The 22,436-nt window shown below is 73.6% G+C and carries 1 protein-coding gene (only partly in view); it reads left to right on the top strand.

Annotated elements, in window-relative coordinates; all coding sequences use genetic code 11:
* The first annotated feature begins 123 nt into the window (after positions 1 to 123).
* On the top strand, positions 124 to 22,436 hold the 5' portion of the coding sequence (locus ACIQNG_RS20865; protein ID WP_401487149.1) for an SDR family NAD(P)-dependent oxidoreductase. The gene runs 1,885 nt beyond the window's last position; only the first 22,313 of its 24,198 coding nucleotides appear in the window; the start codon lies at positions 124 to 126; its stop codon lies off the right edge, out of view.

Here is a 22,436-nt window from a genome sequence, read left to right as displayed (position 1 = left end):
GTTCTCTCGCGGAGCTTCTCGCGGTGAACGCCCCGGGTGACCGTGCAGGAGTCACTCCGTCGGATTCCAGTATTTCGAGTCCTTCCTCGTTCGTTTCCTTACGTTATGGAAGTGATTTCAGCGATGTTTGAATCGGCGAGCGACGACCGTGGCCGTGCCGGCTGTGAGCCGATCGCCGTGGTCGGCGTGGCCTGTCGGCTCCCGCAGGCCGCCACCCCCGAGGCGTTCTGGCGTCTGCTGGCCGACGGACGCAGTGCCGTCGGCCGCGTGCCGGCGGGACGCTGGTCGGAGGAACCTCCCGAGGAAGCGGCCCGGTGGGGCGCGTTCCTGGACGAGGTCGACCGATTCGACGCGGCCTTCTTCGGTGTCTCGCCACGCGAGGCACGGACCATGGACCCGCAACAGCGGCTGATGCTGGAACTGTGCTGGGAGGCCCTGGAAGACGCCGGCATAGTCCCCGACACCATCCGGGGCCGTCCGGCCAGTGTGTTCGTCGGTGCGATCTGGGACGACTACGCCCGCCTCCTGCACCGCCACGGAATGCGCGCGATCGGCGCCCACAGCATCACCGGCCTGCATCGCAGCGTCCTCGCCAATCGGATCTCCTACTTTCTCGGCCTGAACGGACCGAGCCTCACGGTCGACACCGGACAGTCGTCCTCTCTGGTCGCCGTCCACCTGGCGGCGGAGAGCCTGCGCCGGGGCGAGTCCGAGATCGCACTGGTCGGCGGCGTCAATCTCAACCTCATCCCGGAGAGCGCCGTCACCGCAGCCCGGTTCGGAGGGCTGTCGCCCACCGGCCGCTGCCACACCTTCGACGACCGGGCCGACGGATACGTCCGCGGCGAGGGCGGCGCGATGGTGGTGCTCAAGCCCCTGGACCGGGCGCGCGCCGACGGTGACGTCGTCTACTGCCAGATCCGGGGCAGCGCCGTCAACAACGACGGCGGCGGCGCCAGCCTCACCAGCCCGAGCGCGCGGGCGCAGACCGAGGTGATGCGGGCGGCGTACCGCCGTTCCGGAGTGCCCGCGGAACACCTGGGGTACGTGGAACTCCACGGCACCGGAACCCGCGTAGGGGACCCCGTCGAAGCGGCTGCGGTGAGCGCCGCCCTCTCCTCCGGACGACCGGCGGACAGCCCGCTCCTCGTCGGCTCGGTCAAGACGAACATCGGCCACCTGGAAGGCGCCGCCGGCATCACCGGCCTCGTCAAGGCGGTCCTGTCATTGGCGCACCGCCAGATCCCGCCCAGTCTCAACTTCGCCCGGGCCAACCCCGGCATCCCCCTGGACCAACTGCGTCTGGACGTCGTCCGTGAACTGACCCCCTGGCCCGACGGCACGGACCCGGCCGTCGCCGGTGTCAGCTCGTTCGGCATGGGCGGCACCAACTGCCATGTGGTGCTTGCCGCCGACCCGGTGACGCCCAGGCGCGACACGGCGGCCGGTCGCCGCGACGGCGCAGGCGCGGACAGCGGCCCCCGGCGAACGGTGCCATGGGTGCTCTCGGGCCGCTCCGCCGCCGCCGTCCGCGCCCAGGCGCACCTGTTGCGCACCCACGTCGCGGCTGACCCGGACCTGCGGCCCCTCGACATCGGCCGGACGCTGGCCGCACACCGCAGTACGTTCGAACACCGCGCCGTGGTGATCGGCGAGGACCGGGACACACTGCTGCGCGCCCTCGCCGCGATGGCGGACGGTCCCGCCCAAGCCATCGTCTCGGGCACCGCGAGGCCGGAACGGCGACTGGCCTTCCTGTTCTCCGGACAGGGCTCCCAACGGCTCGGCATGGGCCGGCGGCTGCGCCAGGAACACCCCGCCTTCGCCCGTGCCTGGGACGAGGTGTGCGACCACCTCGACCCCCACCTCGACCGACCGCTCAACGAGATCGTCGCCGGCCCGCACGTCGCCGACCAGCCGGGCGTCCTCTCACGCCTGGACGACACCGAGTACGCCCAACCCGCCCTGTTCGCCTTGGAAGTGGCGCTGTTCCGACTCCTGGAGCGGTGGGGCGTACGGCCGGACTACCTCCTCGGCCACTCCCTGGGCGAACTGGCCGCCGCCCACGTGTCCGGGGTGTTCAGCCTGGCCGACGCCTGTGCGCTGGTCGCGGCGCGCGGGCGGCTGATGCAGCAACTGCCCGCCGGTGGCGCGATGGCAGCCATCCAGGCCGGTGAGGCGGAGGTACGGCAGTCGCTCACGGACCAGTGGCCCAGCGTCGGTGTCGCCGCCGTCAACGGACCCGCCTCCGTGGTCGTCTCAGGGGATGCCGCAGAGGTCGAAGCGGTCCGCGCCACCTGGTCCGACCGCGGGCGCAAGACCCGCCGGATGCGGGTCAGCCACGCGTTCCACTCCGCCCGCATGGACCCCATGCTCGATGAGTTCCGCCGGATCGCGGCCGGGGTCACCTACGGTCCGCCGCGGATCCCGATCGTCTCCAACGTGACCGGTGCCCCCGTCGCCGCCGGGGACCTGTGCGACGCGGACTACTGGGTGCGCCACGCCCGGGAGACGGTGCGGTTCGACGCCGGCGTACGACGGCTCGCCGAGGAAGGCGTCGACAGCTGGCTGGAGTTGGGACCGCACGCCGTCCTCGCACCGCTGGCCGCCGAGATCCTGCTCGACCTGCCGGACCGGGAGGACCGCCCGGTCGCCGCGCTGCACGGCGACCACCCGGAGCAGGACACGCTGCTGCGGGCCCTGGCACGCCTGCACGTCGACGGCGTCGCCGTCGACTGGGCCGCGGTCTCCGCCGACCTGGGCGGGCGGCGGGTGCCGTTGCCCACCTACGCGTTCCAGCGTGAACGCTACTGGTGGGATCCGACGACCGACGCGGGCGGGCAGGAGACGGCACAGCAGGCGGCACCGGTCCAGGCCCTGGGGACGGCTGCCCCGGAGACCGACGCCGACGAGGACGCGCGGCCCACCGTGGACGGCTCTCGTACAGCGCTGGCGGACCGGATCGCGGAACTGCGCGAGGTCGACCGCGACCGGACGATGCTCGACCTGGTCCGCGCCCAGGTGGCGCTGGTGCTGGAGCACGACTCCGTGGACGGCGTCGAGACCGACCGATCGTTCCGGGAGCTGGGCCTCGACTCCATGATGGCCGTCGAGCTGCGTCGGCGGATGAACACCGCGACCGGCCTGCACCTGCCGGCCACCGTCCTCTTCGAGCACCCGACACCCGCGCGGCTGGCCCGCCACCTGTGGCGGGAACTGCTCCCGACAGCGGTCGCGGCGACGGCCTCGCCGGACGCGGCGCCCGCCGACGAGCCGATCGCGATCGTAGGCATCGGCTGCCGCTTCCCGGGCGAGGTCCGATCGGCCGACGACCTGTGGCGGCTGCTCGTCACGGGCACGGACGCCATCTCGGAGTTCCCCGACGACCGCGGCTGGCGGCTGGACGACCTGTTCGACGCGGACCCGGAGCGCAGCGGCCACAGCTACGTCCGCCACGGCGGATTCCTGCACGACGCGGCCCAGTTCGACGCGGCCTTCTTCGGTATCAGCCCCCGCGAGGCCGACGCGATGGACCCGCAGCAGCGGCTCCTGCTGGAGACCTCGTGGGAGGCGCTGGAGCGGGTCGGCATCAACCCCGCCGAACTGCACGGCAGCCCCGCCGGCGTGTTCCTCGGCGCGACCTCCCAGGACTACGGCTACCGCCTGGACGAGTCACCCGCCGGCTACGAGGGCTATGTCCTGACCGGGAGCACCCCCAGCGTCGCGTCCGGCCGGGTGGCGTACACCCTGGGCCTGGAAGGCCCCGCGCTGACCGTCGACACGGCGTGCTCCTCCTCACTGGTCGCGCTGCACCTGGCGCGGCAGGCGCTGCTGCGCGGCGAGTGCTCGATGGCGCTGGCCGGCGGAGTGACCGTGATGGCGACCCCCGGCATGTTCACCGAGTTCAGCAAGCAGCGCGGGCTGGCCCCCGACGGGCGCTGCAAGCCGTTCGCCGAGGCCGCGGACGGCACCGGCTGGAGCGAGGGCGTCGGCGTCCTCGTCGTGGAGCGGCTGTCCGACGCCCACGCCAACGGGCACCAGGTGCTGGCCGTCCTCCGGGGTTCCGCGGTGAACCAGGACGGTGCCAGCAACGGCCTGACCGCGCCGAACGGCGGGGCCCAGCGCCGCGTCATCCGGCAGGCGCTGACCTCGGCCGCACTGGCGGCGGCCGACGTGGACGCGGTCGAGGCGCACGGCACCGGCACCACCCTGGGCGACCCCATCGAGGCCCAGGCCGTCCTCGCCACCTACGGCCAGGACCGCCCGCAGGACCGGCCGGTGCTGCTCGGGTCGCTCAAGTCGAACATCGGGCACACCCAGGCCGCCGCCGGGGTCGCCGGCGTGATCAAGATGGTCATGGCGATGCGGCACGGCACACTGCCACGCACTCTCCACACGGACCGCCCGTCCTCACATGTCGACTGGAACGCCGGCGCGGCAGCGCTGCTGTCCGAGGCGGCCCCCTGGCCGGAGGTGGACCGGCCGCGCCGGGCGGGCGTGTCGTCGTTCGGCATCAGCGGCACCAACGCCCACGTCATCCTGGAGCAAGCGCCACCCGAGCCGCAGCCCACGTCCTCCCCGGGCTCCGACGCCCACGAGCGCGAGGCCCACGAGTCCGACGCGGCCCACGAGCCCGGCGCCCACGAACCCGAGGCTCACAAGCCCGAGGCCCACAAGCCCGAGGCCCATGAGCCAGACGCTCAGAACCCTGATGACTCGAACCCCGCCCCCGCCGTGCTGCCGTGGCCGCTGTCCGCCCGCGACCCGCGCGCGCTGCGCGAGCAGGCCGGGCTGCTGCACGACTGGCTGCGCGAGCACCCCGACGCCTCGCCCGCCGACGTCGCCCACACCCTCGACGCGGGACGGGCCGTGTTCGCCCACCGGGCCGTGGTCATCGGCGCCGGCAGGGACACGTTCCTGACCGGCCTGCGCGCCCTCGCCGACGGCGAGACCGTCCCTCACGTCGTCCGAGGCGTCGGCGCGGACGACCGTAGGACGGTCTTCGTCTTCCCCGGCCAGGGCTCGCAGTGGGCCGGTATGGGCGTCCGGCTGATGGCGGAGTCACCCGTCTTCCGCGGGCACCTGACCGCCTGCGCCGAAGCGCTCCAGCCGTACCTGGAGTTCTCGCCGCTGGCCGTGCTGCACGGCGATCCGGACGCACCGACGATGGAGCGGGCCGACGTCGTCCAGCCGGTGCTCTTCGCCGTGCTGGTGTCGCTGGCCCGGCTCTGGGAGTCGTTCGGCGTCCGGCCGGACGCTGTCATCGGCCACTCCCAGGGCGAGATCGCCGCCGCGCACGTCGCGGGCGCGTTGTCCCTGGACGACGCGGCCCGGATCGTGTCGCTGCGCAGCCAGGCCCTGTCGGTGCTCGCCGGGCGGGGCGGCATGGTCTCCGTGCCGCTGCCGCTGCCCGAGGTGACGGAGCTGATCCGGCGCTGGGACGACCGGGTGGAGGTCGCCGCCGTCAACGGCCCCGCGGCCGTCGTGGTGGCCGGCGACCCGGAGGCCCTGGACGAGTTGCTCGCCGAGTGCGCCGCGCGGGAGGTCTCCGCCCGCCGCATCGCCGTCGACTACGCGTCCCACTCGGCGCACGTGGAGCCGATCCGTGAACGGCTGGCCGCCGCGCTCGACGGCATCGAACCCCGGCGCGGCGAGATCCCGTTCTTCTCCACCGTCACCGGCGCCGAGGTCACCGACACCCGCACCCTGGACGCGGGCTACTGGTTCCGCAACCTCCGGCAGACCGTCCAGTTCGCCGACACCACCGACGAGCTGCTCGCCACCGGCTACCGGAACTTCGTGGAGATCAGCCCCCACCCGGTGCTCACCATCGGTGTCCAGCACGCCGTCGAGCGCCACGGCGACGGTGACGGCGGCACCGCCGCCACCGTGACCGGCACCCTGGTCCGGGACGACGGCGGCATGCGGAACTTCCTGACCTCCCTGGCCGGCGCGCACGTCTCCGGCACACCGGTCCGCTGGGCCACCGCGACGGGCGGCGTCCCGCACCGCCGCATCGAGCTGCCCACCTACCCCTTCCGCAGGCAACGCCACTGGTTGACGCCCCCGGCCACCAAGGCGGACGCCTCCGCCGGCCTGGGCACAACGGCACACCCGCTGCTGACCTCGGCCCTACCGCTGGCCGACACCGGCGGCGTCGCACTGACCGGCGCGCTGTCACTGCGGACCCTGCCGTGGCTGGCGGACCACGCCGTCCTCGGCACCGTACTGCTGCCCGCAACGGCCTTCGTGGAGCTGGCCATCCGGGCCGGCGACCAGGCCGGCTGCCCGGACGTCGAAGAACTGGTCCTACAGGCCCCCCTCGTACTGCCCGCCGCGGGCACCGTCCGGTTCCAGGTGGTCGTCGGCGCCCCGGACGGCGACGGCCGCCGACCGGTCAGCGTGCACACGGCCGGACCCGGCGAGCACCCGCAGTGGACCTGCCACGCCCGCGGCACCCTCGCGCCCGCCACCGAAGGACCACCGCCGGAGCCGATGACGTCGTGGCCGCCGACCGGGGCCCGGGCCGTCGCGGTGGACGACGCCTACGACCGCCTCGCCGAACGGGGCTTCGGCTACGGGCCCGCGTTCCGCGGACTGCGCCGACTCTGGCGGCTCGGCGACGACCTGTTCTGCGACGTCGAACTGGACGGCACGCTGACCCCGGACGCCGCCGCCTACGGTCTGCATCCCGCGCTGCTCGACGCCGCCCTCCATCCGCTGGTGCGGGACGGCGACGGGGTCGCGCTGCCCTTCTCGTGGACCGGCGTACGGCTGCGGGCGAGCGCCGCCACCGCGCTGCGCGTACGACTGCGGCGGCGCCCCGACGGCGGCACCCGACTGACCGCGACCGACCCCGCAGGCGAGCTGGTGGCCGATGTGGACGCGCTCACCATGCGCCCGGTCGACGGCGAACACCTCGCGGCCCCGGCCGCCCAGCACGACCTGTACCTGGTCGACTGGACCACCGTCGCGCCGCCGGACGCCCCCGGGCCGGTCCGCGACTGGGCGGTCGTCGACCCGTCGCCGAGCGGCGCCCACCCCCGGGGCGCCCACACCTATCCGGGACTCGCCGAGTTGGCCGGAGCGGTGGACGGCGGCGCGCCGGTCCCGGCGCTGGTCTGCTACCCCCCCAGGCAGAGCAGCGCCGGGCCGGCAGGGGACCCGGCCGACGTACATGCCGTGGTGGCCGAGACACTCGGCTTCCTCCAGTCGTGGCTGGCCGACGACCGGTTCACGGACGTCCCGCTGGCCGTGATCACCCGCTCGGCCGTCCGCACGGGGCCCGAAGACGCCGCCATCGACCTCGCCGCGGCGGCGGTCTGGGGCCTGCTCCGATCGGCACAGGCGGAGCACCCCGGCCGGTTCCTGCTGATCGACGCCGACGCCGACGCCGACGCCGACGCGGAAGCTGACGCGGGCGCGGGCGCGGGCGCGGACGCCGATACCGATACCGATACCGACGCGGACGCCGGCGCACCGTCGGACACACTGACCGCCGCCATCACCACCGGCGAGACCCAACTGGCCCTGCGCGACGGCGAGATCCGCACGCCCCGACTCGTCCCCCGGCCGCCGGGACCCGCCGACAGCCCGCCCACCCGCTTCGCACCGGGCGGCACGGTCCTGATCACCGGCGGCACCGGCACGCTCGGCCGCCTCCTCGCCCACCACCTGGTCACCCGGCACGGCGTAAACCGACTCCTGCTGACCAGCCGTCAGGGACCCGCCGCACCCGGCGCGGAGAGCCTGCGCGCGGACCTCACCGCCCTCGGCGCCGACGTCACCATCACTGCGTGCGACACCGCCGACCGCGCCGCGCTGGCCGCGCTGCTGGCCGACATCCCGGCCGAGCACCCGCTCACCGGCGTCTTCCACGCCGCCGGACTGCTCGCCGACGCCACGATCGAGACCCTCGACACCGACCGGCTCGCCGCGGTCCTGCGCCCCAAGGCGGACGCCGCCTGGCACCTCCACGACCTGACCCGGCACCAAGACCTGGCCGCCTTCGTCCTCTTCTCCTCGGTGATGGCCACGACCGGCGGCCCCGGGCAGAGCAACTACGCGGCGGCCAACGCCTACCTGGACGCCCTCGCCCACCACCGCCGCGCGCACGGCCTGCCCGCCCTCGCCCTCGGCTGGGGCCCCTGGGCGCAGGCCAGCGGCATGACCGGCCACCTCGGCCGGGCGGACCTGGCCCGGCTGCAACGGGCCGGGCTGCGTCCGCTGCCCACGCAGGAGGCACTCCTCCTCCTGGACGCCGCGCTGGCCGGCCCGGACGCCCACCTCGTACCGGTGAAGATCGACCCGACCCGCCTGCCCGCCACCGGCATGCTCCGCGGCCTCGCCGCCGCGCCCGCCCGACGGATCGCCGCGGCGGCGGACCCGGGGGCGACGGACCAGCCCGGCGGCGACCTGCGGGCGCGGCTGGCGGCGCTGCCCGGCGCCGAACGTGCCACGCTGCTGCTCGACCTGGTCCGCGGCCAGACCGCGATCGTCCTCGGACACCCGTCCCCGACGGACGTCGACACCGGCCTGCCGTTCAAGGAAGCCGGCTTCGACTCCCTCACCTCCGTCGAACTGCGCAACCGCCTCGCCGCGACCACCGGGCTACGGCTGCCGGTCACCCTGCTCTTCGACTACCCCACCCCCGCCGCCATCGCCGACCGGCTGGGCGAGCTACTGCTCCCGGACGACGGCCAGGGGACAGGTCTGCCCGCCCGCGCCGAGGCCCTGGCCGCCCCAGCACCCGCCGAACCGATCGCCATCGTAGGCATCGGCTGCCGCTACCCCGGCGGCGTGAACTCCCCCGACGACCTCTGGCGGATGGTCGCCGACGGCGTCGACGGCGTAGGGCCGTTCCCGGACAACCGCGGCTGGGACTTCGACGACCTCTACGACCCCGACGCGGAGCGCCCCGGCCGCAGCTACGTCCGCCAGGGCGGCTTCCTGCACGACGCCGACGAGTTCGACGCGGAGTTCTTCGGGATCTCGCCGCGTGAGGCGTTGGCGATGGATCCGCAGCAGCGGTTGTTGCTGGAGGTGGCGTGGGAGGCGTTGGAGGATGCGGGCATCGATCCGGGTGGGCTACGGGGCAGTCGTACGGGTGTGTTCGCGGGGCTCATGTACCACGATTACGCGTCCCGGCTGCGTTCGGTTCCGGCGGAGTTGGAGGGGTATCTGACGAACGGCAGCGCGGGCAGCGTGGCGTCGGGGCGGGTCTCGTACACGTTCGGGTTCGAGGGTCCGGCGGTGACGGTGGACACGGCGTGCTCGTCATCGCTGGTCGCGCTGCACATGGCGACGCAGGCCCTGAGGGCGGGGGAGTGCTCGCTCGCGCTGGCGGGCGGGGTGTCGGTGATGTCGACGCCGACGACCTTCGTGGAGTTCAGCAGGCAGCGGGGGTTGTCGGCGGACGGTCGGTGCAGGGCGTTCGGGGCGGGCGCGGACGGGTTCGGGCCTGCTGAGGGTGTGGGTCTGGTGTTGCTGGAGCGGTTGTCGGACGCGGTGGCCAACGGGCATCGGGTGCTGGCGGTGGTGCGTGGTTCGGCGGTCAATCAGGATGGTGCGTCGAATGGTCTGACGGCGCCGAACGGTCCGTCGCAGCAGCGGGTGATTCGGCAGGCGTTGGCGAATGCGGATGTCGCCGCCGCCGACGTGGACGTCGTGGAGGCACACGGTACGGGTACGAAGCTGGGTGACCCGATCGAGGCGCAGGCGCTGCTGGCGACCTACGGGCAGGACCGGCCGGAGGGTCGTCCGCTGTGGCTGGGGTCGGTGAAGTCGAACATCGGTCATACGCAGGCGGCGGCGGGTGTTGCCGGTGTGATCAAGATGGTGATGGCGATGCGGCACGGGCGGCTGCCGGTGACGCTGCACGCGGATGAGCCGTCGCCGCACGTGGACTGGTCCGCGGGTGATGTCCGGCTGCTGACCGAGGCCGTGTCATGGGAGGACAACGGCTATCCGCGTCGGGCGGGGGTCTCGTCGTTCGGGGTGAGTGGTACCAACGCGCACTTGATCCTGGAGGAGGCGCCTTCAGCCGAGTCCGGGCCGGTGGTGGCGGAGTCGGTGGACGGGCCCGTGGCGTGGGTGGTGTCGGGCCGGGGTGAGGAGGGTCTGCGTGCCCAAGCGAGGCGACTGGCCGCGTTCGTCCGGCAGCGGGATGAGGTGGACGTCGCCGCTGTGGCGGCGGAGTTGACCGGCCGGGCCGGGCTGGAGTCGCGGGCAGCGGTGGTGGGCTCCGGTGCGGAACAGCTTCTCGCGGGGCTGGAGGCGGTCGCCGCAGGTGAAGGGGCCGTCGGTGAAGTCGTGCCCGACGCGGGTGTGGTGTTCGTGTTCCCGGGTCAGGGTGGTCAGTTTGTGGGGATGGGGCGTGGGCTGTTGGGTTCGTGGCCGGTGTTCGCGGAGCGGATGGCGGAGTGTGAGGAGGCGTTGGCGCCGTATGTCGAGTGGTCGCTGGGTGAGGTTCTGACCGGCTCGGATGAGGGGTGGCTGGGTCGGGTGGATGTGGTGCAGCCGGTGTTGTGGGCGGTGATGGTGTCGTTGGCTGAGGTGTGGCGGGCGGGGGGTGTGGTGCCGGATGCGGTGGTGGGGCATTCGCAGGGTGAGATCGCTGCTGCTGTGGTGGCGGGTCGGTTGAGTCTGTCGGACGGTGCGCGGGTGGTGGCGTTGCGTTCGCGTGCGTTGCGGGAGTTGGCGGGTCGGGGTGCGATGGCGTCGCTGGCGTTGAGTGAGCAGGATGTGGCCGAGTATCTGCCGCAGGGTGTGACGGTGGCGGCGGTCAATGCCCCGGGGCAGATTGTGGTGAGTGGTCCGCCGGATCAGATCGCTGAGCTGTGTGCCCGGCTGGACGGTATGGGCGTGCGGGCTCGGCGGATCGACGTCGATTACGCCTCCCACCATGCGCAGGTGGAAGCGGTCGAGGAGTTGTTGCGCGAGGAACTGGCCGGGGTCGTAGACCTGGACGGCGAAGGCCCGGTGCTGTGGTCGACGGTGACCGGACGGGAAGCGCGGCCCGGCGAGCTGGGCCCGGGGTACTGGTTCGAGAACCTGCGTCAGCCGGTGCGGTTCGCCGATGTCGTGCAGCGGGTGCAGGAATCGGGTCCCCAGGTGTTCGTGGAGGTCGGTCCCCATCCGGTGCTGTCGTTGGCGCTGGAGCAGACCCTGACCGACGGCCGCGTACTGCACACCCTGCGCCGCGACCAGCAGGACATGACTCAACTGCTGCGCAGCCTCGGCGCGGCATGGGCGGCCGGTCTGCCGGTCACCTGGCCCCGGTTGCTGCCCGCCGCCACACCGGTGACGCTCCCCACCTACGCCTTCCAGCGCCGCCGCTACTGGCTCGATGACCAGCCGGACGTGCCCGCCGCCACCGGCGGTGACGACTGGCAGCAGCGGTTCTGGAACGCCGTCCACCATGGGGACGCCGCCTCACTGAGCCGCATGACCGGCGGCGACGAGCAACTCGTGACCGATGCCCTGCCCATGCTGGAGTCCTGGCGTCGGCACGGCGAAGAGCGGTCCGTGGTGGCCGGATGGCGCTACCGCGTCGGCTGGCAGCCGCTCCCGGCGCGCCCTGCGGTCGGCAGCGATCCCGTCACCGGCGCGTGGGTGGTGCTCTGCGCGGAGGGCGACGCGGAGTCGGAGCGGGTGACCGGTGTCCGCAGCGCCTTGGCCCGGGGTGGCGTGCCCGTCCGAGTGGTGACGGTGCCGCCGGGCGTGCCGGACCGCGACGGGCTGGTGGACCTGCTGACCCGTGACGGTGATCCGGAGTCCGAAGGACCGGTCGGGATCCTGTCGCTGCTGTCAGGGCGCATCGAGCCGACCGGCGTCGCGCGCGAACGGCTGGCGACGCAGCTGGCGGTCACACAGGCGACCGTGGCCCTGCCGTGGCCGGCGCGGCTGTGGTCGGTGACCTTCGGCGCGGTCGGCATCGGCGGCGGCGACGCGCCGCCGGACCCGGCGGGTGCGGCCGTGTGGGGGCTCGGCCGGGTGTTCGGCCTGGAGCACGCCGACCGGTACGGCGGTCTGCTGGACCTGCCCGAGGAATGGAACGACGAGGTAGGCGAGCGGCTGGCCGCGGCCCTGGCGGACGGCGTGGAGGACCAGGTCGCGATCCGCGCGTCGGGCAGCTTTGCGCGACGGCTGCACCGGGCGCCGGACGCCGGCGCGGACGGAGGTAAGGAGGTCGCGACGGCGGACGGAGGTGGGGACGTCGCGACGGCGGACGGAGATGAGGACGCCGCGACCCTGGATGGAGGCGGGGACGTCGCGACGGCGGACGGAGGCCAGGACGCGACCGGCGACGGCTGGCGTCCCGCCGGTACCGTCCTCGTCACCGGCGGCACCGGCGGCCTGGGCCGTCAACTCGCCCGCTGGCTCGCGGAGAACGGCGCCGACCGCCTGATCCTGGTCAGCCGCTCGGGGCCGGACGCCCCCGGCGCCGACGAGCTGGCCGCGGAGCTGACTGCCACCGGCACCCCCACGACGGTCGTCTCCTGCGACGTCACCGACCGGGACGCGCTCGCCGCCCTCCTGGACTCCGTGCCCGCGGAGCACCCCCTCACCGCCGTCGTGCACACGGCGGCCGTCCTCGACGACAACACCCTGGAGAGCCTGACACCGCACCAGCTCGACCGGGTGCTCCAGGTCAAGGCGGGAGCCGCGGACCACCTGCACGAGCTGACCCGGCACCTGCCGCTCAGCGCGTTCGTGCTGTTCTCCTCGATCTCCGGCACCCTCGGCGCCCCCGGCCAAGGCAGCTACGCACCGGCCAACGCATACCTGGACGCGCTGGCCGAGCGGCGCCGCGCCGAGGGGCTCCCGGCGACATCCATCGCCTGGGGCGCCTGGGGCGGCGGTGGCATGGCGGAACACCGCGCGGTCGACGCGCTGCTCAACCGCCACGGCCTGCTCCGCATGCCGTCGGAACGGGCGGCCGACGCCCTCCGCCGGGCCGTGACGGAGGACGAGGGGTGCCTCGTCGTCGCCGACATCGACTGGGACCGGCTGTTCCTGGCGTTCACCGCCTCCCGCGCACGGCCGCTGCTGGAAGGCGTCCCCGAGGCACGGCGGCTGGCGGAGACGCGGCGTCAACGCGCCGCGGAACAGCAGGCGTCGGGCCCGGAACTGGTCCAACGGCTCGCCCCGCTCGGCCGCACGGACCGGGACAAGGCCCTCCTGGACCTCGTACGCCGGGAGACCGCCACCGTCCTCGGGCACGGCTCGCCGACGGCCGTGGACCCCCGACGCGCCTTCAGTGAACTCGGCCTGGACTCGCTCACCGGAGTGGAGATCCGCAACCGCCTCAACGGGCACACCGGCCTGCGGCTTCCACCCGCGGTGGTGTTCGACCGGCCGACGCCGGAGGCACTGGCCCGGCACATCGGCGCCGAGCTGTTCGGCGCCGACGAGGACCGCGGCCCGGCCGTACCCCCGTCGGCGACAGCGACAGCGACAGCGACAGCGGCGATGGCGCAGGAGCCCATCGCGATCGTCGGCATCGGCTGCCGCTACCCGGGCGGGGTGGCCTCCGCGCAGGCACTGTGGGACCTGGTCGCCGCCGGCGGTGACGCCGTGGCGGAGTTCCCCGCCGACCGGGGCTGGGACGTCGCCGGGCTGTACGACCAGGACCCGGACCGCGCCGGCACCACCTACACCAGGAACGGCGGCTTCCTCTACGACGCGGCCTGGTTCGACGCGGGGTTCTTCGGGATCTCGCCCCGTGAGGCGTTGGCGATGGATCCGCAGCAGCGGTTGTTGCTGGAGGTGGCGTGGGAGACGCTGGAGGACGCGGGCATCGACCCCGCCGCGCTGCGCGGCACCCCCACCGGCACCTTCGTCGGCCTGACCCACCAGGACTACGCCCTCCAGGTTCAGCATGTCGCGGAGGAACTGGAGGGATACGTCGCGACCGGCGGCATCGCCAGTGTCGCGTCGGGGCGGGTCTCGTACGCGTTCGGGTTCGAGGGCCCGGCGGTGACGGTGGACACGGCGTGCTCGTCGTCGCTGGTGGCACTGCATCTGGCGGTCCAGGCACTGCGCTCGGGTGAGTGCTCACTCGCGCTGGCCGGTGGCGTGGCGGTGATGTCGACGCCGAGCACCTTCATCGAGTTCAGCAGGCAGCGAGGGCTGTCGGCGGACGGCCGGTGCAAGGCGTTCGCTGCGGACGCGGACGGGTTCGGGCCCGCGGAGGGCGTGGGCCTGCTGCTGGTAGAGCGCCTGTCCGACGCGGTGGCCAACGGCCACCAGGTGCTGGCGGTGGTGCGCGGTTCCGCGGTGAACCAGGACGGTGCGTCCAACGGCCTGACCGCGCCGAACGGCCCCGCCCAGCGGCGGGTCATCCATGCCGCCCTGGCGAACGCCGGACTGTCCGCGGCCGACGTGGATGTCCTTGAGGCGCACGGCACGGGAACGACCTTGGGCGACCCGATCGAGGCGCAGGCGCTGCTGGAGACCTACGGGCGGGACCGGCCCGAGGACCGGCCGCTGTGGCTGGGGTCCGTGAAGTCGAACATCGGTCACACCCAGGCGGCGGCGGGCGTGGCCGGGATCATCAAGATGGTGATGGCCATGCGGCACGAGCAGCTGCCCGAGACGCTGCACGTGGACGAGCCGACGCCCCGGGTGGACTGGTCGAGCGGCGCCGTGCGCCTGCTCACCGAGGCGCGGCCGTGGCCGGCGGACGGACCGACGCGCCGGGCCGGTGTCTCGTCGTTCGGCGTCAGCGGCACGAACGCCCACGTCGTCATCGAAGCGGCACCGGCGGACCCGCGTGGCCCGGTCGACGACGCCGTGAACGCGCCCGACGGACTTGTGCCGTGGGTGCTGTCGGGTCGTGGCGAGGCGGGATTGCGTGCTCAGGCGGGACGGCTGGCGGCCTTCGTACGGGGGTCCGGTGGCGGGGTATCGGCGACCGAGGTGGGTGCGGCGCTGAAGGGCACTCGGGCGGCGCTGGAGAACCGGGCCGTGGTGCTCGGCGGAGATGTTCCGGCGTTGCTGTCGGGCCTCGACGCGCTGGCTGAGGGCCGATCGGATACGGCAGTGGTCACCGGCGCGGAGGCGGGTGCGCCGAGTGGCACGGTGTTCGTGTTCCCGGGTCAGGGTGGTCAGTTTGTGGGGATGGGGCGTGGGCTGTTGGGTTCGTGGCCGGTGTTCGCGGAGCGGATGGCGGAGTGTGAGGAGGCGCTGGCCCCGTATGTCGACTGGTCGCTGGGTGGGGTTCTGACCGGCTCGGATGAGGGGTGGCTGGGTCGGGTGGATGTGGTGCAGCCGGTGTTGTGGGCGGTGATGGTGTCGTTGGCTGAGGTGTGGCGGGCGGCGGGTGTGGTGCCGGATGCGGTGGTGGGGCATTCGCAGGGTGAGATCGCTGCTGCTGTGGTGGCGGGTCGGTTGAGTCTGTCGGACGGTGCGCGGGTGGTGGCGTTGCGTTCGCGTGCGTTGCGGGAGTTGGCGGGTCGGGGCGCGATGGCGTCGCTGGCGTTGAGTGAGCAGGACGTGGCCGAGTATCTGCCGCAGGATGTGACGGTGGCGGCGGTCAACGCCCCGGGGCAGATCGTGGTGAGTGGTCCGCCGGATCAGATCGCTGAGCTGTGTGCCCGGCTGGACGGTATGGGCGTGCGGGCTCGGCGGATCGACGTCGATTACGCCTCCCACCATGCGCAGGTGGAGCAGATCGCCGGGGAGTTGCGGGCCGGGCTGGAGGGGCTGGTGTCGCGGGCCGGAGAGGTGGCGATGTGGTCCACCGTCACCGGCGAACGGGTGGAGGCGGCAGACCTGGACGCCGGGTACTGGTACCGCAATCTGCGTGAGCCGGTGCGGTTCGAGTCGGCGGTGCGTGCGGCGCATGCCCAAGGGCAGGGTCTGTTCATCGAGGTGGGTCCGCACCCCGTGCTGGGGCTGGCGTTGTCCACGGTGCTCGCCGACCAGGACGCCCGCGTCCTGCACACCCTGCGCCGCGACCAGCAGGACGAGACCCAACTGCCGCGCAGCCTGGCCGAGGCGTGGATCGCGGGCGCCCCCGTCGACTGGCAGCACTTCTTCCCCGTAGACACCCCTGCGGCAGCCCTGCCCACCTACGCGTTCCAGCGCCGTCGCTTCTGGCCCGAGGCCCTCCCGCAGACCCGCCCCCGCCCGTCCGGAGAGCCCGGCCACCCGCTGCTGAACACCGAGATCCAACTGGCGGACGGCCAAGGCGCCGTGTTCACCGGCGATCTGTCGCCGCACGCCCACCCCTGGCTGGCCGAGCACGAGGTGAGCGGCCGGACGATCCTGCCCGGCACGGCCCTGCTCGACCTCGCACTGTGGGCCGGTGCCCGGCTCGGCTGTGCTCGGGTCACCGAACTGGTCCTGCGCGCCCCGCTCGTCGTCCACCCGGACGCCGAGGCCCAGCTCCAACTGGCGGTGGGCGCACCGGCCGACAACGGCGACCGCTCGGTGTCGCTGCACTCCCGCCCGTCCGCCGACCCCGACGCGGAGTGGACACTGCACGCGAGCGGCGTCCTCACGCCCGGTACCGGCCCCGCCGCCGACGCCGTCCCGGCACCCTGGCCGCCGCGCGACGCGGACGAACTGGAGGTGGCCGACGCCTACCACCGACTCGCCGCGGACGGGTACCGCTACGGCCCCCGGTTCCAGGCGCTCCGGCGGGTGTGGCGCGTCGGCGACGAAGTCTTCGCCGAGGTCGGGACGCCGGACGGCGGCCCCTCGGGACCGGCCGGGTCCGCCGCCGACCCGATCCTCCTCGACGCCGCCCTGCACCCGGTCGCGATGGGGCTCCTCGACGGCCGGGAACGGGCCGAAGACGCAGCCGTCCGGCTGCCGTTCGTCTGGAACGACGTGCGGCTGCACCAGCCCGTGCAAGGGCTCCTCCGGGTCAGGCTGGCACGCACGGACGCCCAGGCGTTCACCGTCGCGGTGACCGACGACGCCGGGCGACCGGTGCTGTCCGCCGGGCCGGTCGTGCTCCGGCCGCTCCCGCCGAGCGAGGCAGCACCGACGGCGGAGATCCCGGCGAACACCATGTTCCGGGTGGGCTGGCCGGTCCTCTCCACTCCGCCGGCCGCCGCCCGGGACGTGTCGGTCGCCCTCGTCGGCCCCGACCCGCGACAACTCGCCGCCGCGGTGCGCGGCCCCGGGATCGGCAGCAGCCACCACTACGACCTGGCCGCGCTGGCCCAGGCCGTCGACAACGGCACCGCCCGCCCGGAGGTCGTGGTCGTCCCGGTGTTCCCCGAGACCGGGACGGCGGACGAACCGTCGGCCGCGGAGGTCCACCGCACCACCGCCTACGCGCTCGACGTCGTACGCCACTGGCTGGACGACGACGAGCGGTTCGGGCGCGCACGCCTGCTCCTGCTCACCCGCAACGCCATGCGCGTGACCCCCGACGAACCCGACTGCGACCTCGCCGGCGCCGCCGTCTGGGGCCTGATCCGCGCCGCGCAGACCGAGAACCCCGGGCGGATCCTGCTGACCGACGTGGACAGCCTGGCCGCGCTGGGCCGCACCCTGCTCACCCTGCTCCAGGCGGACGAACCCCAGATCGCCGTCCGCGCGGGCCGACTGCACATCCCCCGCCTGGAGCCGACCACACCGACCGTGCAGCCTGACGCCGTCGAACCCACCGACGCGGACACGGACCTGGAGAACCGTCCGGAGCGGGGCACCGCCCTCGTCACCGGCGCGACCGGCGTGCTCGGCGCTGCGGTGGCCCGGCACCTGGTGACCGAGCGGCACATACGCCACCTCCTGCTGGTCAGCCGACGCGGCCCGGACGCACCGGGCGCCGACCGGCTCGTCGCCGAACTGTCCGACCTGGGCGCCACGGTCACCCTCGCGGCCTGCGACATCACCGACCGGGCGGCCCTCGCCGAACTCCTCGCCGCGGTGCCCGCCGACCACCCGCTCACGTCCGTGATCCACACCGCCGGTGTCCTGGACGACGGCATCGTCTCCACCCTCACCGCCGACCGCCTGGCCACTGTCCTGCGCCCCAAAGTGGACGGCGTGCTCGCCCTGCACGAACTGACCCGCGACACGGACCTGAAGGAGTTCGTCCTCTTCTCGTCCGCCGCCGGAGTCCTGGGCACCGCAGGGCAGGCCAACTACGCCGCCGCCAACGCCTTCCTCGACGCGCTGGCCCAGCACCGCGCCGCCGCCGGACTGCCCGGCACGTCCCTCGCCTGGGGCCTGTGGGCCGACCGCAGCGAACTGACCGCCGGGCTCGGCGAGACCGAACTCCAGCGGGTGGCCGGGTACGGCGTCGAGGCCCTCGGCACGGACGAAGGGCTCGCGCTCTTCGACGCCGCCCGCGACCACACGGACGCCCTGCTGGTCACGGCACGGATCAACACCGCTGCGCTGACCACCAGGGCCGAGCAGGGCGAGACACTCCCGGCCCTGGTACGCACCCTCGCCCGCGTCTCCGGCCCCCGCCACCGCACGGCGGCCACCACGGACCACCCCGACCTCTCCGCCGACAGCCTCGCCCGGCTCTCCGCCACGGACCGCGAGCGCGCCCTGGTGGACCTGGTCCGGACCCAGGCCCGTGACGTGCTGCGCCTGCCCTCACTGGAGGACGTCGGCTCGGCCAAGGCGTTCCGCGACATCGGGTTCGACTCGCTCACCGCCCTCGAACTGCGCAACCGGATCAGCGCACGGACCGGGCTCACGCTGCCCGCCACCCTCGTCTTCGACGAGCCCACCCCGGAGGCTGCCGCGCGCTACCTCCTCACCCGCATCTCGGGCGACTCCCCGACACACCCCGAGCCACCGGCCACCGCCCCGTCGACCGCGCCCCCCGCCGCGGCCGAGCCGATCGCGATCGTCGGCATCGGCTGCCGCTTCCCGGGCGGAGTGGCCTCCGCGCAAGGTCTGTGGGACCTGGTCGCCGCGGGCGGCGACGCCGTGGCGGAGTTCCCCGCCGACCGCGGCTGGGACGTCGCCGGGCTCTTCGACCCGGACCCGGACCACACCGGCACCTCCTACGTCGACCGCGGCGCGTTCCTCCACGACGCGAGCCTCTTCGACGCGGAGTTCTTCGGGATCTCGCCGCGTGAGGCGTTGGCGATGGATCCGCAGCAGCGGTTGTTGCTGGAGGTGGCGTGGGAGGCGTTGGAGGACGCGGGCATCGATCCGGGTGGGCTGCGGGGCAGTCGTACGGGTGTGTTCGCGGGGCTCATGTACCACGATTACGCGTCCCGGCTGCGCTCGGTTCCGGCGGAGTTGGAGGGGTATCTGACGAACGGCAGCGCGGGCAGCGTGGCGTCGGGGCGGGTCTCGTACACGTTCGGGTTCGAGGGTCCGGCGGTGACGGTGGACACGGCGTGCTCGTCATCGCTGGTGGCCATGCACATGGCCGCTCAAGCGCTGCGGTCGGGGGAGTGCAGTCTGGCGCTGGCCGGCGGCAGCACCGTCATGTCCACCCCCGTGCCCTTCATCGAGCTGAGCAGGCAGCGGGGGCTGTCGGCGGACGGCCGGTGCAAGGCGTTCGGGGCGGGCGCGGACGGGTTCGGGCCTGCTGAGGGTGTGGGTCTGGTGTTGCTGGAGCGGTTGTCGGACGCGGTGGCCAACGGGCATCGGGTGCTGGCGGTGGTGCGTGGTTCGGCGGTCAATCAGGACGGTGCGTCGAATGGTCTCACCGCTCCCAACGGTCCGTCGCAGCAGCGGGTGATCAGGCAGGCGTTGGCGAATGCGGATGTCGCTGCGGCTGATGTGGATGTGGTGGAGGCGCACGGTACGGGTACGAAGCTGGGTGATCCGATCGAGGCGCAGGCGTTGCTGGCGACGTACGGTCAGGATCGGCCGGAGGGTCGGCCGTTGTGGTTGGGGTCGGTGAAGTCGAACATCGGTCATACGCAGGCGGCGGCGGGGGTTGCCGGTGTGATCAAGATGGTGATGGCGATGCGGCACGGGCGGCTGCCGGTGACGCTGCACGCGGATGAGCCGTCGCCGCATGTGGACTGGTCCGCGGGTGATGTCCGGCTGCTGACCGAGGCCGTGCCGTGGGAGGGCGAAGCGCGTCCGCGCCGGGCCGGGGTGTCGTCGTTCGGGGTGAGTGGTACCAACGCGCACTTGATCCTGGAGGAGGCGCCTTCAGCTGAGTCTGTGCCGGTGGTGGCGGAGTCGGTGGATGGGCCCGTGGCGTGGGTGGTGTCGGGCCGGGGTGACGAGGGCCTGCGTGCCCAGGCGGCGCGACTCGCGAGCTTTGCGCGCGGGCAGCGGGTGGCCGGTGCGGTCCACGGCGACTGGCTCGCGGAGGTGGCAGCCGGGCTGGCCGGCCGTGCGGCCCTCGAACGTCGGGCCGTGATCACGGGCACCGACCTTGAGCCCCTGCTCGCGGGCCTGGACGCGGTGGCCGCCGGTGAGCCGTCGGAGACCGTGGCGCAGGACCGGGCGCTGCCCGACGCGGGTGTGGTGTTCGTGTTCCCGGGTCAGGGTGGTCAGTTTGTGGGGATGGGGCGTGGGCTGTTGGGTTCGTGGCCGGTGTTCGCGGAGCGGATGGCGGAGTGTGAGGAGGCGTTGGCGCCGTATGTCGAGTGGTCGCTGGGTGAGGTTCTGACCGGCTCGGATGAGGGGTGGTTGGGTCGGGTGGATGTGGTGCAGCCGGTGTTGTGGGCGGTGATGGTGTCGTTGGCTGAGGTGTGGCGGGCGGGGGGTGTGGTGCCGGATGCGGTGGTGGGGCATTCGCAGGGTGAGATCGCTGCTGCTGTGGTGGCGGGTCGGTTGAGTCTGTCGGACGGTGCGCGGGTGGTGGCGTTGCGTTCGCGTGCGTTGCGGGAGTTGGCGGGTCGGGGTGCGATGGCGTCGCTGGCGTTGAGTGAGCAGGATGCGGGCGAGTATCTGCCGCAGGGTGTGACGGTGGCGGCGGTCAATGCCCCGGGGCAGATTGTGGTGAGTGGTCCGCCGGATCAGATCGCTGAGCTGTGTGCCCGGCTGGACGGTATGGGCGTGCGGGCTCGGCGGATCGACGTCGATTACGCCTCCCACCATGCGCAGGTGGAAGCGGTCGAGGAGTTGTTGCGCGAGGAACTGGCCGGAGTGAAGCCTCGGGCCGGGCACGTGGCGATGTGGTCCACCGTCACCGGCCGGCCGGTCGGCACCGAAGCGCTGGACGCCGGGTACTGGTACCGCAACCTGCGCGAGCCCGTGCGGTTCGCCGACGCCGTGCGGCGCGTCCAGGAACCAGGCCCCCAGGTGTTCGTGGAGATCAGCCCCCACCCGGTGCTGGCGCTTGCGCTGGAGCAGAGCCTGACCGACGGCCGCGTGCTGCACACCCTGCGCCGCGACCAGCAGGAAAAGACCCAACTGCTGCGCAGCCTCGGCGCGGCATGGGCGGCCGGCCTGCCGGTCACCTGGCCCCGACTGCTGCCCGCCGCCACACCGGTGACGCTCCCCACCTACGCCTTCCAGCGCCGCCGCTTCTGGCTGGAGGAACCCGCCGCGGCCCAGGCGGACATCGCCTCGACCGGCCTGACGCCGACGGACCATCCGCTGCTCACCGCGGTCGCCGTCCTGCCCGGCGACGACGCCCGGCTGTTCACCGCCCGGCTCGCCCTGCACACCCACGGGTGGCTGCGGGACCACATGACGGACGGAACGGTCGTCGTGCCGCCCGCCGCCGTCGTGGAAATGGCCCTGCACGCGGGCCGGACCGTGCAGTGCCCCCGGCTGGCGGACCTCACGATCGACCAACCGCCGGCCTTCCCGGTGGACGAGGCGGTCCAGATCCAACTCGTCGTCGGCGGCCCGGACGACGACGGAGACCGTCGGGTCGACCTCTACTCCCGCCCGGCCGACGACGCGGAGGCCGACTGGCGCAGCCACGCCACCGGCCGACTGGTGCGCCACCCGGTGGGCCGACTGGTGCGCCACCCGGGCGACACCCCGGCACCCGCCTCAGTGCCCTGGCCTCCGGCCGAAGCCGAACCCGTCACCCACGGGGCCGTCCGCCAGGCCCTCACCGAGGCCGGCTACGACGTCGAGAGCACCCTCGCCCGGCTCGGTCAGCTCTGGCGGGCCGGCGACGACCTGCTCGCGGAAGTGAGGCTGCCGGCCGCCGAGGAGATCCACGCCGACCGGTTCACGCTGCACCCCGACCCGCTGCACACGGTGCTGCAAACCATCGCCGCCGTGACGATGGAGGCCACCCCCGCACCGCGGACGGCCACCCGCTGGCGGGACGTCACGGCGTTCCGCGGCATCACCGGCGACGTCCGCGTCCGGATGACCCCGGTCGGCCCCGACACCCTGTCGCTGCACCTCACGGGCACCGACGGCACGCCGGTGGCCACCGTCGGCGAAGTGACCCTGCGCCCCCCGACCGCCGAACAGGCGCGTGCCTGGCGACGCGAAAGGGTACGCCCGCTGCACCGGCTGGTGTGGGAAGGGCTCGGCGTCCCGCCCCAGCCCTCGGCGCCCGGCCGGTACGCCGT

Origin of the sequence: Streptomyces sp. NPDC091377 (assembly GCF_044757045.1) — a bacterium.
In the GTDB taxonomy this organism is placed as follows: domain Bacteria; phylum Actinomycetota; class Actinomycetes; order Streptomycetales; family Streptomycetaceae; genus Streptomyces.
This window is presented reverse-complemented; position numbering and strand designations above follow the sequence as displayed.